This is a genomic window from Bradyrhizobium sp. Ken51 (assembly GCF_055807435.1).
The window spans coordinates 39035-55153 of record NZ_JBVVPB010000006.1 but is presented as its reverse complement, the minus strand read 5'-3'; the positions used below and the strand labels follow the sequence as shown (position 1 = coordinate 55153).

Below are 16119 nucleotides of genomic sequence, written 5' to 3'. Positions count from 1 at the left end.
TTCACTTGACCAGCGCCCCTCGTACGGCTAATTGGATCTTTACGATGTAAAGATAAAGAGGGATACGCTGTGCAGCAGGACGCCGTTGCCGAACGCCGCCATAACCTCGGTCCGATTCCATTCGAGGCCGACGCGCCCTTCCTGAAAATCATCGGTGAATTGCCACGCGAGCTGAACGGCACGCTGTATCGCAATGGTCCCAACCCGCAGTTCGACTCGCCTGGCGCGCACTGGTTCGTCGGCGACGGCATGCTGCACGCCTTTCAGCTCGAGAACGGCCGGGCCAGCTATCGCAACCGCTGGATCCGCACGCCGAAATGGCTGGCCGAGCACGATGCCGGCCGCGCGCTGGTCGGCGGCTTTGGCCGCAAGCTGCCGGATGCGCCGCAAGACCTCACCGACAGCGGCGTCGCGAATACCAACATCATCTTCCATGCCGGCAAGCTGCTGGCGCTGGAAGAAGCCCATCTGCCGACCGAGATCGAGCCGGGCACGCTCGCAACGCGCGGCTATCACAATTATCAGAGCCGCGTCGCCGGCAGTTTTACCGCGCATCCCAAGATCGATCCCGTGACGGGCGAGCTGGTGTTCTTCGGCTACAATGCCGCGGGACCGCTAACGCCCGCCCTCTCCTACGGCTCGATCGACGCGTCCGGCAAGGCGACACGCTTCGAACGTTTCGAGGCGCCCTATGCCAGCATGGTGCACGACTTCATCGTCACCGAGAACCATGTGCTGTTTCCGATCCTGCCCATCACCGGCAGCATGGAGCGCGCGATGAGCGGGCGGCCGCCCTATGCCTGGGAGCCGGACAAGGGCGCCTATGTCGGCGTGATGAAACGCAACGGCACGGCGAAGGACATCGTCTGGTTTCGCGCTGAAGCCTGTTACGTCTTCCACGTCATGAATGCGTGGGAGGACGGCAACCGCATCATCACCGACGTCATGCAGTTCGAGGAAGCACCATTATTTACGCATCCCGACGGCCGGCCGACCGATCCGGAGAAGTCGCGCGCCCGCCATTGCCGCTGGACGTTTGATCTCTCAGGCGACACCGACCGCTTCCAACAGACCTATCTCGACGATCTCACCGGCGAATTCCCGCGCATCGACGACCGCCGCGCCGGCTTGATGAACCGTCACGGCTGGTACGCCTGCGCCAATCCGAAGCTGCCGATGTTCGGTGCGCTATCCGGCGTCGTCCATGTCGACGGCAATGGCAAGCGCCTCGGCCATTATCTGCTGCCGGCCGGCGACACCATCTCCGAGCCCGTGTTCGTCGAGCGGTCGAAGGATGCGGCGGAAGGCGATGGCTGGCTGCTGGCGGTGGTCTGGCGCGCGCGGGAGAACCGCAGCGACCTCGCCGTGTTCAACGCTGGAGATGTCGAGGCCGGCCCCGTCGCGCTGGTGCAGCTCGGCCATCGGGTGCCCGACGGCTTTCACGGCAATTGGGTCGACGCGCAGTAGCTGTTCCTCGTCATCGAGGATGTCATCAAAAGGTCTCTCATGCATATGTCTTCGCTCATCGCGGACTATCTCGTCGTCCTCGTCCTGATCTGCGCCGCGCTCACACTTCAGATGATCCGGCCGCGGCGGAGCGGCCAAACCATCTTCAACGGCGGCATCCTGCTCGCCTTCGTCCTCTCGGCCGCCTGCGCGTTACCTGTCCTCTCGCACCTGCCCTGGGCCGGATTCATCGACGAGATGGCCGCCCAAGCCGTTGCAGTCACTGAATTTTTGGAAGTCGCCTACGTCATTTTGACACTGTAAAGATTTTGCTTGACCCCGCCTTGCTCCTGACTTACTGATCTTTACACCGTAAAGATAAGGCCTGACCGAGGCGGACCATGGCGATTTTCCTGATCCTCGCGCCCTACGGCGCGTTCACCTTCCTGATGCTGATGACATCGGCCACGATCAGCGTGTTCGCGGCGTCGGCGATCTGTCTCGCGACCGTGGCGATCGATGTCGTGCGCGGCCGCTCGGTGAAGATCCTGGCCGTGGGCTCGGCGCTGTTATTCGCCGCAATCGGCTTCCACCTCGCGCTGTTCAACCCCGCGCTCGGGACGCTCGGTGTCAAGCTGTCGATCGACATCGGCATCTTCGTCATCTCGCTCGGCTCGATGCTGGTCCGCCGCCCTTTCACGCTGCAATACGCGCTCGAATCCGTGCCGGCCGAGACCGCGGCAATGCCCGGCTTTCTCTATGCCAACTACGTCATCACCGGCGCATGGACTGCGGCTGCGCTGCTGATGGCGGCCGCCAATCTCGTGCTGCTCTACGTCCCCGGCCTGCCGCTCTGGTCGAGCCTAGCGGTCGCCTTCGCCGCCCGCAACAGCGCGATCTACTTCACAAAATGGTATCCCGAATATCGGCAGATCAAGTACGGTGCGCCGGCCAGCGCCTTGTCCAACTCCCGCTGAACAGGATCGACGATGAAGGACGTATTCGCCCGCCTCGCCTCCGACCTCTTCTCCGCCATCGTCTTCCTGGTCATCTACCTCGTTACCGACAACGTCGTCCTGGCAACGTCGGTGGCGATTGCCGGAGCGATCGCGCAGGTGATCTACGCGCGCGTCAAGGGGCAGCAGCTCAATTACATGACCTATGCGAGCGTCGCACTCGTCGTCGTGCTCGGCACGGTCACGCTGCTCACCAACGATCCCCGCTTTATGCTCGCAAAGCCCTCGATCGCGCATTTCGCGATCGGCGCCATCATGCTCAAGCGCGGCTGGATGCTGCGCTACATGCCGCCGATCGTCGTCGAGACCGTTCCGGAATATGTGACGGCAGCGGGCTATGCCTGGGCGGCGCTGATGTTCGTGATCGGCGCCGGAATGATCGCCGTCGCCTCCACAGGCGATCTGAAACTGTGGGCGTTCTATCTCACGGTGGTCGCGGGCGGCGGCAAGATCCTCGCCTTCGCCGTGCAATATGTCGTGCTCCGCCTCATCGTCACCAGCCGACGGCGCGCCGCCGCCCGCGCCTAAATGCCTCCTACGGAGCGTTAGGCAGCTGCTGCGAGTTGCGCTATACGCTCGGCCGGGACTGGTCCGCGGATCGTCGCGGTCCGCCGGGATATGGGAGACGCGAATGGCCGTGGACGGCAACTGGACTCTGACCATGACGACGCCCATGGGCGAGCGCAAGGCGACGCTGAGCCTGACTGCCGCGGGCGGCACGCTTACGGGTACGCAGGGTGCGGAAGGCAATACCGCGGAGATTTTCGACGGCACCGTCAGCGGCGATGCCGTCAACTGGAAGGTCTCGATCACCAATCCGATGCCGTTGACGCTCGAGTTCATCGGAACCGTTTCCGGCGACAGCATGAGCGGGGAGATGGGCATCGGCCCGATGGGCAGCTTCCCGTTCACCGGCACGCGCGCGTAAGCCCGCGCCGCACCGATGCGAGCGCTCCGTCTCATCGCGGCGACGATCCTGTGTGTCGCGACACAAGCGGCGCGCGCGGACGATGCCGAACCGCCGTGGCGGGCAAGCGCGCTCGCCATGATACCGGCAGGCTATGTCGCCGGCACGGCCTATCGAACCGAAGGGTCGACGGGCTACCTCGCCGTTTATCCGACCTCGTCGAACGATCCCAAGTCACCTGCAAGCGTGTTCGCTGCGCGCCAGGCTCTCGTGGTCGCGCTGACGCCGGATGCGACACGCGCAGTCTCAGCCGAATTGAAGCCGCGTAATGGGCCGGATCCTGACAACGACGACACTGAGTTCGCAAAGCTGCACGCCGAACTCGTCGCCAAGCGGTCAACGCTCCCCGACGGCACCGAGCCCTGCGATCTCGGCGCCTGGTCCGTGGACAAGGATCCCAATGGCCTCAACGTGCGTGCCGAACCATCGGTCAAGGCGCGTGTGCTCGGTACGCTTCCGCCGCCCTACCGCCTCAAGCTCGGCGGCAGCGAGAACACGCCCGATGGCGGCTGGCTCACCGAATTCCGCATCATCGGCTTCAGGAACGGCTGGTTTCTGATCGAAGGCGCCAAGCCGCCGGGCAAGGACTACGAGGACGACAAGAAATATCCGCGTAGCGCGCCAAAGCCCTATGCCGGACGCGGCTGGGTCGCCTCCAACAAGGTCGGCGCGTCCTACGCCAATGGCGCGACACGCATGGGCGGCCTATTCCAGGCGCCTTTCGTCGATGCGAAGTGGATGCCGGCCCAGCGCGAGCTCGGCGGCCCCATCGACACCGATGGCGGCCCGAAGCACATCTTTGCTTGCAGCGGCCTCTGGGGCCTCGTCGAAAGCGAGGACGGCGTCCGCGGCTGGTGGCGCGGCCTGTGCTCCAACCAGGTCACGAATTGCAGTTGAGCGAGTAAGTCTCGTGTCCCGGACGCGATGCAGCGCGAAGCGGTGCGTCGCAGAGCCGGGACCCATGCCGCCACGTGGACCCGGATCAGCTGCGCACCATTTCATGCTGCGCAGCGTCCGGGGAACGCGGCCTCAGCCCAGATTCAACTCCTTGAAGAAGTCGTTGCCCTTGTCGTCGATGATGATGAACGCCGGGAAGTCTACGACCTCGATGCGCCAGATCGCTTCCATGCCGAGCTCGGGATATTCGAGCACCTCGACCTTCTTGATGCAGTGCTCGGCGAGATTCGCCGCGGCACCGCCGATCGAGCCGAGATAGAAGCCGCCATATTTCTTGCAGGCCTCGCGCACGGCCGGCGCGCGGTTGCCCTTGGCGACCATCACCATCGAGCCGCCGGCGGCCTGGAACTGATCGACAAAGGAATCCATGCGGCCCGCGGTGGTCGGGCCGAACGCACCGGAGGCGTAGCCCTCGGGCGTCTTGGCGGGGCCCGCGTAATAGACGGGATGGTTCTTGAAATAGTCCGGCAACGGCTCGCCCTTGTCGAGCCGCTCGCGCAGCTTGGCATGCGCGGAATCGCGCGCAACGATCATGGTGCCGGTCATCGAGACCCGCGTCTTGGTCGGATATTTCGCGAACGTCGCCAGGATATCCTTCATCGGCTGGTTGAGGTCGATCTTGACGACCTCGCCGCCCAGCGACTGCTCGAGCTCAGGCAGGTACTGCGCCGGGTTGTGCTCGAGCTCTTCGAGATAGACGCCCTCCTTGGTGATCTTGCCGAGCACCTGGCGATCGGCCGAGCAGGAGACGCCGAGCCCGATCGGGAGCGAGGCGCCATGACGCGGCATGCGGATCACGCGCACGTCGTGGCAGAAATATTTTCCGCCGAACTGCGCGCCGACGCCGAGCGACTGCGTCATCCTTAGAATTTCCTGCTCCATCTCGACGTCGCGGAAGGCGTTGCCGTCGGGCGAGCCGTGTGTCGGCAGCGCATCGAGATAGCGGGCCGACGCCAGCTTCACCGTCTTCATGCAGAGCTCGGCCGAGGTGCCACCGATCACGATCGCGAGGTGATAAGGCGGGCACGCTGCAGTGCCCAGCGTCAACACTTTCTCCTTGAGGAAGGCGAGCAGCCGGTCCTTGGTCAGCACCGAAGGCGTTGCCTGGAATAGAAAACTCTTGTTGGCGGAACCGCCGCCCTTCGCCATGAACATGAACTTGTAGGCATCATCACCTTCGGCATAGATCTCGCACTGCGCCGGCATGTTGTTGGCGGTGTTCTTCTCCTCGTACATCGACAAGGGCGCAACCTGCGAGTAGCGCAAATTGCGGCGGAGGTAAGCATCGCGCGCGCCTTCCGACAGCGCCGCCTCGTCGTCACCGTCGGTGATGACGTTGCAGCCTTTCTTGCCCATGATGATCGCGGTGCCGGTGTCCTGGCACATCGGCAGCACGCCGCCGGCAGCGATGTTGGCGTTCTTCAGGAAGTCCAGCGCGACGAACTTGTCGTTCGGGCTGGCCTCGCCGTCCTCCAGGATCGCGCGGAGCTGCTTCAGATGACCCGGCCGCAAATAGTGGTTGATGTCGCCAAAGGCCGCTTCCGACAGGGCCCGCAGCGCCTCACGCGACACCACCAGCATGTCCCGGCCCAAGACCTTCTCGACCCGCACGCCCTCGGTCGTGACCTTCTTGTAGGGCGTCTCGTCCTTGCCCAGCGGAAACAGCGGCGTGTGCCTGTAGGGCGGAACAGGCTTTGCGGGATCGGGGAAGGCGGTGGGAGCGTTCATGGGCTGGAATCTCGGGGTTTTGGAGCCCTCGCATGGGCCCATTTCATAGAAGCGTTCTAAGCTTTTTTGCCGCAAAGGGAAGGCGCTCTGGTGCGGTCGGGGCATCCCGATTCGGCGGCATGGCGACCTTTTTCGGCGGCTCCCGGGCGGACACGTATCCTCATGATGCCGGTGAAGACCCTGGGCGCGCCCCTTGCGCTGCGCGCGGGACGACGGTTGAATGCGCCCGCTAAGGGGCTCTTCATCATGACATTGAACTTGCACGTCCGCGGCGCGATCCTGGTCGCCGCCGCCATCACCGGCCTTGTGACCCTCGCCTCGCCCGCCCGCGCGGACCGCTGCGACGACAGCGCCAAGGAGCTGGCGAACCAGGTCGATAGACTCAAGGTGAATTTTCGCGCCGCCAACGTCGTCTACCTCACCCACCCCGCGGCCAAGGAATTGTCCGTGGCTTGCCGTGGCGACAAATATTCGATCGAGCTCTATGCCAAGGGCGATCGCAAGCCCAAGCCGGAGTTCCTGGCGCTGGTGGGGTCGACGGCAGCGATCGTCTTCACCGTGACCAAGGACGATACGACGACGGGCGCGACACGCTGCCTGAAGCGGATGGGGCTCTTGCGCGGCGACAAGATCAGCATGCGTTACCGGCGTCTGAACATGGAATGCACCCGCACCAAGACGGATGCGTCCATCGCGATCACGCGCGGCAAGGACGAATAGGCGGGGCGCCCCCCTCTTTCCACACACTCCGTCATTGCGAGCGTAGCGAAGCAATCCAGACTGTCTCTGCGGTGACATACTGGATTGCTTCGTCGCAAGGGCTCCTCGCAATGACGAGGAGAGGTCCGAGAGCACATTCCACCGCACCGGATCCCTCGCATTTTAACGATTGGCTTGAAGGAAATTTCGCGTCTCGCGGCGCAGGGTCAATTGTTTCCATATGTGAGGATTTGTGGATGAGCGTTTCTACCGTTTCGCCGCCGCCGATCGCGATCGTGGTGCCGAGCTACGACACGACCAAGCAGCAGGACGATCAGATCAAGACCAAGGACAACGACCCGACCTATAAGCCGCCGCCGCCCGCGCCGCTGCCGCCGGGTCAGGGTACGCGGATCGATCAGCTCGCCTGATCAGCCGCGTCGAAGATGAAATGCCCGATCCGGTCGATCGGGCTTTTCGCGTGTCCGGCCGCATCTTTGCCGGATACCGGGACCAATATCGTGCGCGGCTACCCTGAGACCTGCGCATGATCGCAAGACTCCTGTTGCAGAGCACGATCACCACCGCCGCCATGGGCGCGCTGCTGTTCGCGTCCGCCGGGACCCTGCATTGGCCTTCGGCCTGGGTGTTCCTCGCGACCTCCGCCCTGCTCGGCCCGCTCTGCGGCTGGTGGCTTTACCGGGTCGACCCCGCACTGCTCGCCGAACGCCTGCGGCCGGTCCTGCAAAAGGACCAGCCCGCTGCCGACAAGGTGTTCATGACCATCTTCGTCGTCGCGATGCTGGTCTGGCTGGCGGCGATGGGGCTCGACCGGCGTACGCTGTCCTCCGACATGCCGATGGCGCTGCAGATGCTCGGCCTCGCCCTGTTCCTGCTTTCGACGCTGTTCATCCTCTGGGTTTTCCGCGAGAACTCGTTCGCGGCGCCCGTGGTGAAGCTGCAAGCCGAGCGCGCGCAGCGCGTGATCTCGACGGGACCTTATGCCCATGTACGCCATCCCATGTACAGCGGCATGATCCTGTTCTTCGCCGGCGTACCGCTGCTTCTGGGCTCATGGTGGGGAATTCTGATGGCGCCCTTGTTCCTCGTCTTGTTTGCGGTCCGCATTCGCATCGAGGAGCGCACGCTACGCGAGGGCCTCCCGGGCTATGCCGACTATGTGTCGCGCGTGCGCTATCGCCTGCTGCCTGGCGTGTGGTGAGCGCGCGCATCACTCTGCTGTGCACTTCCCTTCGGACCGGCTAGCCATCCAACTCGCGGTAGCGGCGGAAGATGCCCTGCTCGTTGAACGGAATGCGGCGCTCGCTTTCAAGATAGGTCTTGATGTTCGGCCGCGCGGCAACGCGGTCGTGCAGGCCGACGAGACCCGGGATATCGGTCTCGAACGCCTTCATCCGCTTCGGAAACGCATAGCGCAGCCCCGCGACGATCTGGAACAGCGAGAGATCGACATAGGTCAACCTGCGGCCGGTGACATAGGCGCCGCCATTGTCCTGAAGGAGGTGCTCGAAATAGCCGAGATATTTCGGCACGCGCTCGCCCCAGAAGTCGGCGGTGCGCTTCTTTGCCGGCGGTTTCTGATCTTCGTAGTAGAGCGAGGGCCCGAGCGGGTGATGGGTGTCGTGAATCTCGACCACGAAATCGGTGATCGTCAGCTGGAGCTGATGCACCCAGAGTTGACCCGCTTCCGACTTCGGGGCGAGGGCGTGGCGGGCGCCGAGATAGAGCAGGATGTTCGCGGTCTGGCCGATGACGAGCTTGCCGGCTTTGAGGAACGGCGGTGCAAAGGGCGGCGTGCCCTTGTGCGCATCCATCATCTTCATCATCGCAGCTGTGCCGCGTGGGCCACGCGCCATGTCGACGTATGCCGCGCCCGCCTCCTCCAGCGCCAGCCGCACATATTCACCGCGGCCCTGGATCTCGGGCCAATAATAGAGCTCGTATTTCATGGAAGGGTCCGTGAGCGTGGAAGCGACAGGACCAATCTATCACGCGCGACAAGGTTCCGTCAGGATGGGGCGGAAGGGCGGCACCACACGCTCCGTCATTGCGAGCGCAGCGAAGCAATCCAGACTGTCACCCTGGAGGGACTCTGGATTGCTTCGTCGCTGCGCTCCTCGCAATGACGGAAGCCTCAATTCGATGCGAAGCAATAGAGCAAGCCGTCGCCGCCGGTGCTCTTCAGATCGGCCTGCGAGCAGCCGCCATCGGGTCCGCGCGAGGGGTGTGCGGTGTTCCAGGATTTGACCGTCGGGTTGGTCGCAGGGCCGTTGATGTCGGAGTGGCCGAGCATCGCCGCGCCTTGCGTACTCGACGTCCAGTTTTTGCAGGTGCGGTCGTCGGGACCCGCAAACGCGGTGCCGTCGGACTGCGATCCCGTGAGAATGTCGTGCCGGTTAGGCTGGTCGCCATAGCCGTTTACAATCTCGCCCTTCTCGGTCAGCGCTGTCTCCTTGCTGATCTTGTTGGCGCTGTGCAAATCGGCCACGTCCTTGGCGATTTCCACGCCCTTGGCGTTCTGCCACGGTCCCTTGCCGATGCGGTCGCGCGCGTTGACGGCCGGCTTGCCGTCGGCGGCCTGCGTGGAGAGATAGGCGCGCCAGGTCTTACTGCCGGCGCCGCCGGCCAGGGCCAGCTTCTGGCACTGCGCATCGGCCCCCTCCAGACCGCCGAGATCAGCGCCTTTGCCAGGACCGCTGGAAGTCACGAAGAACGTCATGTTCGCCGACTGCGCCTGCGCCGATGGCGCCGCAAGCAAGGCCGCAGCGAGCGCGAGGCCTGAAATCGTCACGGATCTCTCAATGCGGATCATCCTGTCCTCCCTTTGTGTTGTCGTTGGCCGCCAGATTTCAACCCGACGCAGGCCCGCTTATTCCGATGCCGCAATGCGAGACGCCCAAAAGAAAAAGGCGCGGTGCAGGAAGCACGATGCCCTGGTTTTTCATGCCGTCTGCGATCAGTTGGTCAGCGGGATCGCCGACGATTCCCGGCCGCTTCCCGACTGCCATGTCGATTAATTGCTTCCCGGGACAATGGTGCCGGGCGAGCATACCAAATGGGCCGATCCTCAAGTGATCGTCCAGGGGAGGACGCGGGGACTGTGGCGGGGACCGTTCAGGGCGGTATCCGCGATCACATCGGGGCTGCGCAGGGCGCGGCGCAAGGGGAGATCGTCATGCACCGGACCACAATCCGCCCAATCACGACAATTGCCGGCCGCGCCACCCTTTGCTGTCTTGCCGTCGGTCTTGCCATCGGTCCGAACTGCGCCTTGGCCGCGGAACTGCTCAAAGCCCGGCTGGCACAAAATCTCGCACCGATCTCCGGCCTTGCGATCGTCGCAAAGTCGAAAGGAATTTTCGAAAAGCACGGACTGGACATCACGGTTTCGAACTTCACGTCCGGCAAGCAGTGCCTGGACACCGTGATCGGGGGCGGTGCCGACATCGCGACCACGGCGGAGGCGCCGGTCACCGCTTCGACGATGGCAAACCAGCCCATCGCCTTCGTCGCCGGGATGGAATATTCCGATCTCAAGACGCTCGTCGCGGCCAAGGCGGGCGTCAAGACCAGGGCAGATCTTCGCGGCAAGCGAATCGCCTTCACTGCCGGCACTGGTAGCGAGGTTTACACGGCGACCTTGCTGAAGTCGGCGGGATTGACGCCCAAGGATGTCACCCTCGTCAATCTGCGGCCGCAGGAGATGCTGCCGGCACTGGCCGCCGGAAGCATCGACGCGATCGACACCTGGGAGCCCCACGTCGCCAACGCGAAGAAGGCCCTGGGCGAAGCCGTCGCTGAGGTAGATACAAAGGGCACCTATTCCGAGACGTTCAATATCGTCGTCATGAAGCCCTACCTGGACGCCAACCCGGTGTTGGTCGAGAAATTCATCGCCGCACTGATCGATGCCGAGATCTGGATGAAGGCACACCCGGATGAAGCAATCACGACAGTGGCGGACGCGGTTGGAATGAAGCGGGACGAACTCGCCCCCATCTGGACCGACTATGTTTACGGGGTGCGTCTCGACGACCGGCTGATCGAGATTCTGAAGACCCATTCCGCATGGCGCCTCGAGAGCGGCAACCATCCTCCGGGAGCGGCGATGCCCGACTTCAGCAAGGTCGTCGTCACCGAGCCACTGAAAAAGGTCGATCCCGCACGCGTCACCCTGTCGTGGAAATAGGCACCCGCGCGGCCATGCAGGAAGCCACTTCAGCAGGACGCGATATTGCCATCCGCACTGTCAGTCGCGCTCGGCTGCCGAATTCGGTTCGGCTTCGCCGCCTCAATATTCTGGTCGGGGCGCTTTCGCTTCCCTTGTTCATTGGGCTCTGGGAACTGATCTCCCGTTCCGGGATCGTCAACATGGTGCTGTTTCCGCCGCCGACGGTGGTTGCTGCGGCCGTGCTTGAATGGATACGAAGCGGACAGTTCTTTAGCGATCTGTTGGCCAGCCTCTTTCGCGTCACGACGGGATTCATCATAGGCGGCGCGCTCGGCATCCTCCTCGGTGTCCTCACCGGCCAATTCCCCCTTATCTCGAGCTTGCTGTCCCCGCTATTCCATATCTTGCGGCCAATTCCGCCGATTGCGTTCGTGCCGATCGTCATTCTCTGGTTCGGCCTGTCGGAGGCGGGAAAATTGTTCCTCGTCGTATGGGGCGTATTCTTTACGGTATGGCTTTCGACTCACATCGGCGTGCAGAAGGTCGACCGTGGCCTTATTCGGGCGGCGTTGATGCTCGGCACGCCCCGACGGCAGATGCTGCAGGAGATCGTGCTATTGGGCGCGCTTCCCTACATTGTGGTCGGGTTGCGCACCGCCGTCAGCATCTCCTTCTACACGCTTGTCGCGGCTGAACTGGCTGGCGCTTTCGCCGGCATTGTCTACAGGATCGAAATTGCGCAGCAGAATTTGCAAACGGGCCAGGTCATGGGCGGGCTCGCAGCGCTCGGGTTGATTTCGTTCATCGCCGACCGGCTGTTTGCGGCTCTTGCCGAACGTATCGTCTGGTGGCGCTGATGTCGGGATCTCGATCGGGCATGAACCTGGCGCTGGCAAGTTCGCCTGCCTCCGTCGAATCGGCGCGGAAACAACCGGCCATTCAAGTCTCGAACCTGAGCATCGTTTTCGACACCAAGCGCGGGCAGATCATCGCGGTCGATCGCGTTTCGTTTGACGTGGCGCCTGGCGAGTTCGTTTGCATCGCCGGTCCCTCCGGCTGCGGCAAGTCGACGGTGCTCAATACGATCGCCGGGCTGGAAGTGCCGTTCGAAGGCGAGATCCTGGTCGAGGGCGCGCCCGTCTACAGTCCGCGTCCCGATGTCGGCATGGTGTTCCAGCAGCCGCATCTCTTCCCCTGGAAGTCCGTCCGCAGCAACATCGCCCACGGTCCCAGGATGCTCGGGAAGTCCACGACGGAAGCGTATGCCATCGCCGACGATCTGATCGCGATGGTCGGCCTCAAGCGTTTCGCCGACGCTTATCCGAACACGCTGTCCGGCGGCATGCAACAGCGCGTGGCGATCGCGCGAGCGTTGGCCAATCAGCCCCGTGTGCTGCTGATGGACGAGCCCTTCGGGGCGCTCGACGCACAGACCCGCGCGGTGATGCAGGACAATCTGCTGGCGTTGCGCGACCGGATCAAGGCGACAATCGTATTCGTGACGCATGACATCGATGAAGCCATCGTGCTGGCCGACCGCGTTCTCATCATGAGCGCGGGACCCGGCCGCATCCTGCGCGAAGTCGCGGTCAAGCTGCCGCGCCCACGGTCGAGTTCTGTCATGGTCGAGCCAACTTATCTTTCGCTCAAGAAGGATTGTCTCGACGTCATCCGCGCAGAAGGGTTGCGGGCGTTCAATCAGTCGGACGCGGACTGATGACCCGGAGCCCTCGGGTCCGAGGCGGACCGCAGCGGGCTGGCATGGTTCTTGAATAGTCGATGCCGGGTCTCACATGCGGAGCCGGCCATGCACAGGGCGAACAGCGCGATTGCGGCAGGTGTGATGCTCGCGGAGTCGGACGATCTCGTCAGACCGCTGCCCGGCTTGCTGGATGGTCTCAACCGGGCTGATTGCAACCGGTTGCGTGCGATCGGACGCGAAAAGATCCTGGAAGCCGGCCAACTGGTTTGGTCTCAGGGCGACGCGCAGGCCGGAATTTACCTGATCAGCGAGGGCCGCATACGCAGCTACTATGCGGCACCGTCGGGGCGCGAAGTCACGCTCGCCTATTGGTTTCCCGGCAACTTCGTCGGCGGGCCCGACATATTCGGGACGGGCCCGCACATGTGGACATCGGTTGCGGCCGAGCGCAGCCGCTTGACGTTCATGCCCGGACTGGCGTTGCGGCGGCTTGCGCTTGAATCGCCGGCAATCGCCGTCGCCTTGCTGGATGCCCTCGCATTCAAGGCGCGATGCTATTCGGCAATGGCTCAGATGCTTGGGACGCGCTCGGTCACCGAGCGGCTGCACAGCTTGCTGATCTTCCTGTCTCACGTCTACGGCGTAAAGCGCGACGGTGAGATCGTCGTCGGCATACCGTTTACCCACGGGGATCTCGCCAACCTCATCGGATCCACCCGCCAATGGGTGACCGTGCAACTCGCGCGGCTCCAGGACGAAGGCGTGATCAGATACGAAAGATCCGTGATTTCGATTCTGGATGTTTCTACGCTCGGGCAGGCGATGGGATAATGTCGGCCCTTTAGCCGCCAGACTTTAATTCGAATGCCGATCCGTCTGCCCCGCCTCGAACCGCCGCGCCAGTCCGATCAGCGCGCGATCGTGCCAGGCCGGCGCCAGCAGGGTCACGCCCATGGGCATGCCGTTTGGCAATTTCGCATTCGGAACGGCGACGCCGCAGAGATCGAGTAGATTGGCAAAGTACGAGTAGTAGCCCAGACGATTGTTGAGGGTGATCGGATCACGATGCATCTCCTCCAGTGTGAACGGCCGCGGTGCAGTCGGAACCACCAGGGCATCGATGCCGGCAAAGATTGCTTCGGCGTCGCGGCGAAGCCGGTGCAGCCGGTGAATGGCACCAAACGTGTCGATCGCCGAATAGCCGGCGGCTGAGTCCAGCACGGTCCTCGTGACATCAAGCAAGGAGCCGGATTGGACGTCGATGAGCGAAGCGATGGCAGAGTGCCGCTCCGCGACCCAGGGACCGCTGAACATCAACTCCCCGGCCTGGCGGAATGGGGCGAAGTCCACCTCGATCGCCGTTCCTCCGATATGAGAAAAACGCTCGCAGGCGCTCTCGTAAAGTTCGCCGCATTCCGACATGCCGAAGCATTCGAGATCCGCTGGCGCAACGCGGCCGAACCGGAATGATGGCGCCGGCCCGTTGGCGGAGAAAACAATTCTGGGCTGGCGGCTGTAGGGATCTTCGAAATCAAACCCTTCGATGATGTCGAGAATCGCTTCGCCATCGCTGACCGTATTGCAGAATACCGACACGCAATCGATCGTCGGACAGTTCGGCACCAGGCCACGTGATGACACCAGCCCAATGGTCGGCTTGATTCCGACGATGTTGTTGAACCCGGCAGGTATGCGCCCCGAGCCGCCGGTATCGGTGCCGAGCGCAAAGGCGACGTGCCCGGCCGCCACGGCGACCGCGGACCCGGAACTGGAGCCGCCGGCAACATAGCGCGCGTCGGCAACCGACGCGCAGGGGCCGTGGGGCGAGCGCACGCCGGATAGGCCTGTGGCGAACTGATCGAGATTGGTCTTTCCGAGGCAAATTGCGCCGGCCGCGATGAGGCGTTCGACGCTATGCGCGGAATTCCAGGGCGTATAGCTGAACGCCGGACATGCGGCAGTGGTCGGCATTCCCGCGACGTCGATATTGTCCTTCACACCAAATGGAATGCCGAGCAGCGGAAGATTTTCGCCCGTCCGCGCGCGCGCCACCAGCTTATGGCATTCTTCGAGTGCCTCCTGCCGCGGGCGAAGATAGATCCAGCAATTGCGGTCGCGCTCGGCCTCGATCCGGTCATACGCCGTTCCGATCGCCTCCAGCAGCAGGGACGAACTCCTGGCAATGCCTTCGTAGTTTGTCCTGAGGCGCGCGACACACTGGCTCACGGAATATCTCCTCATCCGACCGGCAGGCGCGAAATTGCGGCAGCTCTGCGCGGCCAACAAGCAATTAAGTGCTTCGCCCAAATGGCCGCCTGACCGGAAACGCGCCGCTCAAACAAAAAGGGCGCCGTGCCGAAGCACGACGCCCTCGTTTGTCGCTATACGCGCGATCAGTTGGTCTGCTGGATCGCCGACAGTTCCCAGGCGCCGCCCGGACGTCGGGCAAAGGTCCAGACTTCGGTGGCCTCGCCCGGCTGCTCGCTGCCGGCGACAATTGCGCCGGTATTGCGGTCGAGCGTCTTGTCGGTGAGCGCGAAGCGCAGCGCCACCGTCGCGTAATCGGTCTCGCCTTCGCGCCAGGATTCCGCGAGGTCGCCCTGCATCAGCTTCACATCGCTGACCTTGTTGACGACGTTCCGCGCACGGTTCTGGCCGAGGTCCTGCTCGAAATAGGAGACCATTTCCGGCGTCGCCAGCGTGTGCAGCTTGGCCACGTCCTCGTTGGACCAGGCGGACTGGACGTCGCCGAGCAGGCGCTCGAACGCCTCATAGTCGTCCGGCTTGATCTCGAGCGGTGCGTTGTTGGCGCCGAAGCCGAAGCCGCCGCCAAGACCGCCACCAAGGCCACTACGGTTGTTCGCCTGCGGTCCCGGACCGGCACCGGCTTCAGCGTTGGCATAGGCCGCCTGCGGGGTGTGGCGGCGCTGCCACCAGGACATCGCCAAGCGAACCACGAGCACCACGAGCACGATCTGGATGATCAGGCCGATGATCGACGACATGCCGCCAAGACCGCCGAACAGGCCACCGCCGAACAGCATGCCGAGCAGGCCTGCGCCGAGGAAGCCGGCCGCAAGGCCGCCCATGAAGCCGCCGGCCCGGCCGAACAGGCCGCCGCGCGCGGGTGCGGCGGCAGCCGAATTCATGCCTGCGCCCGGCTGGGTGTAGGTCCGATTGAACTGCGAGGTCGAGCCCGGCGCGGTCGTGGTCGACGGCGGGGCCGAATAGGTGCGTGAACCGCGCGAACCCGACGACATGCCGCCACCGACGCGCGCGTCGGCGGACGAGATCGCCAGCGCAGTCGGCAGCGCAAGCGCCAGCACGACGGCAATCGTCTTGAAGATGCTGCGGGAGCGTTGCGAGAAATTCATGTTCGTTTCCCAGATCCCCGGCATGGGGACGTGTCCCT

The 16119-nt window shown here is 63.6% G+C and carries 18 protein-coding genes; 13 read left to right on the top strand and 5 right to left on the bottom strand.

Features of this window, described 5'->3' with window-relative positions:
* Positions 1-69 precede the first annotated feature (69 nt).
* From AC0L27_RS12905 to AC0L27_RS12880, 6 genes are all read left to right on the top strand, one after another.
* The gene (locus AC0L27_RS12905; protein WP_473319357.1) at positions 70-1467 is read left to right on the top strand and encodes a carotenoid oxygenase family protein; all 1398 of its coding nucleotides are present in this window, start codon (positions 70-72) and stop codon (positions 1465-1467) included.
* A gap of 39 nt (positions 1468-1506) precedes the next feature.
* Entirely contained in the window at positions 1507-1770 is a 264-nt protein-coding gene (locus AC0L27_RS12900) for a hypothetical protein (RefSeq protein WP_473319355.1), read from the top strand.
* A gap of 77 nt (positions 1771-1847) precedes the next feature.
* On the top strand, positions 1848-2423 hold the full coding sequence (locus AC0L27_RS12895; protein WP_473319353.1) for a hypothetical protein: 576 nt from the start codon (positions 1848-1850) through the stop codon (positions 2421-2423).
* A gap of 12 nt (positions 2424-2435) precedes the next feature.
* Positions 2436-2990 carry an inner membrane-spanning protein YciB gene (locus AC0L27_RS12890; protein ID WP_473319351.1) on the top strand — a complete coding sequence of 185 codons (555 nt, stop codon included), beginning with the start codon at positions 2436-2438 and terminating at the stop codon, positions 2988-2990.
* Between the two features lie 103 nt (positions 2991-3093).
* Positions 3094-3390 (top strand): hypothetical protein, encoded by a 297-nt coding sequence (locus AC0L27_RS12885; protein ID WP_247497827.1) that lies wholly within the window; start codon positions 3094-3096, stop codon positions 3388-3390.
* Positions 3391-3405: 15 nt separating this feature from the next.
* Positions 3406-4326 carry an SH3 domain-containing protein gene (locus AC0L27_RS12880; protein ID WP_473319349.1) on the top strand — a complete coding sequence of 307 codons (921 nt, stop codon included), beginning with the start codon at positions 3406-3408 and terminating at the stop codon, positions 4324-4326.
* 132 nt (positions 4327-4458) lie between these two features.
* Here AC0L27_RS12880 and AC0L27_RS12875 read toward each other — a convergent pair whose 3' ends face one another.
* A complete protein-coding gene (locus AC0L27_RS12875; protein ID WP_473319347.1) occupies positions 4459-6114 on the bottom strand; it encodes a fumarate hydratase in 1656 nt (551 codons plus the stop codon).
* Between the two features lie 246 nt (positions 6115-6360).
* Between AC0L27_RS12875 and AC0L27_RS12870 the strand changes: the two genes are divergently transcribed.
* The 3 genes from AC0L27_RS12870 (at position 6361) to AC0L27_RS12860 (ending at position 8035) form a co-directional block, all read left to right on the top strand.
* The gene (locus tag AC0L27_RS12870) at positions 6361-6834 is read left to right on the top strand and encodes a hypothetical protein (RefSeq protein ID WP_275170024.1); all 474 of its coding nucleotides are present in this window, start codon (positions 6361-6363) and stop codon (positions 6832-6834) included.
* A gap of 236 nt (positions 6835-7070) precedes the next feature.
* Positions 7071-7244 carry a hypothetical protein gene (locus AC0L27_RS12865; protein WP_007612258.1) on the top strand — a complete coding sequence of 58 codons (174 nt, stop codon included), beginning with the start codon at positions 7071-7073 and terminating at the stop codon, positions 7242-7244.
* A 116-nt stretch (positions 7245-7360) separates the two neighbouring features.
* A complete protein-coding gene (locus tag AC0L27_RS12860) occupies positions 7361-8035 on the top strand; it encodes a methyltransferase family protein (RefSeq protein ID WP_473301644.1) in 675 nt (224 codons plus the stop codon).
* Positions 8036-8075: 40 nt separating this feature from the next.
* Here AC0L27_RS12860 and AC0L27_RS12855 read toward each other — a convergent pair whose 3' ends face one another.
* Together AC0L27_RS12855 and AC0L27_RS12850 are read right to left on the bottom strand one after the other, a co-directional pair.
* Complete coding sequence (locus AC0L27_RS12855; protein WP_473319345.1) at positions 8076-8783, bottom strand: glutathione S-transferase; 708 nt, start codon at positions 8781-8783, stop codon at positions 8076-8078.
* 185 nt (positions 8784-8968) lie between these two features.
* The gene (locus AC0L27_RS12850) at positions 8969-9646 is read right to left on the bottom strand and encodes a lectin (RefSeq protein WP_473319343.1); all 678 of its coding nucleotides are present in this window, start codon (positions 9644-9646) and stop codon (positions 8969-8971) included.
* A gap of 102 nt (positions 9647-9748) precedes the next feature.
* Between AC0L27_RS12850 and AC0L27_RS12845 the strand changes: the two genes are divergently transcribed.
* From AC0L27_RS12845 to AC0L27_RS12830, 4 genes are all read left to right on the top strand, one after another.
* Positions 9749-11023 carry an NrtA/SsuA/CpmA family ABC transporter substrate-binding protein gene (locus AC0L27_RS12845; protein WP_473319340.1) on the top strand — a complete coding sequence of 425 codons (1275 nt, stop codon included), beginning with the start codon at positions 9749-9751 and terminating at the stop codon, positions 11021-11023.
* Between the two features lie 14 nt (positions 11024-11037).
* Complete coding sequence (locus AC0L27_RS12840; RefSeq protein WP_473319338.1) at positions 11038-11862, top strand: ABC transporter permease; 825 nt, start codon at positions 11038-11040, stop codon at positions 11860-11862.
* 20 nt (positions 11863-11882) lie between these two features.
* Positions 11883-12722 (top strand): ABC transporter ATP-binding protein, encoded by an 840-nt coding sequence (locus AC0L27_RS12835; RefSeq protein WP_473319459.1) that lies wholly within the window; start codon positions 11883-11885, stop codon positions 12720-12722.
* Between the two features lie 90 nt (positions 12723-12812).
* Positions 12813-13538: a Crp/Fnr family transcriptional regulator gene (locus tag AC0L27_RS12830; RefSeq protein WP_007612272.1), complete on the top strand. Its 726-nt coding sequence runs from the start codon at positions 12813-12815 to the stop codon at positions 13536-13538.
* 24 nt (positions 13539-13562) lie between these two features.
* Here the strand turns inward: AC0L27_RS12830 and atzF are convergent, their stop codons facing one another.
* Together atzF and AC0L27_RS12820 are read right to left on the bottom strand one after the other, a co-directional pair.
* A complete protein-coding gene (gene atzF, locus AC0L27_RS12825) occupies positions 13563-14933 on the bottom strand; it encodes an allophanate hydrolase (protein ID WP_473319336.1) in 1371 nt (456 codons plus the stop codon).
* A gap of 167 nt (positions 14934-15100) precedes the next feature.
* Positions 15101-16105 carry a Tim44 domain-containing protein gene (locus AC0L27_RS12820; RefSeq protein WP_275170016.1) on the bottom strand — a complete coding sequence of 335 codons (1005 nt, stop codon included), beginning with the start codon at positions 16103-16105 and terminating at the stop codon, positions 15101-15103.
* Positions 16106-16119: the final 14 nt, after the last annotated feature.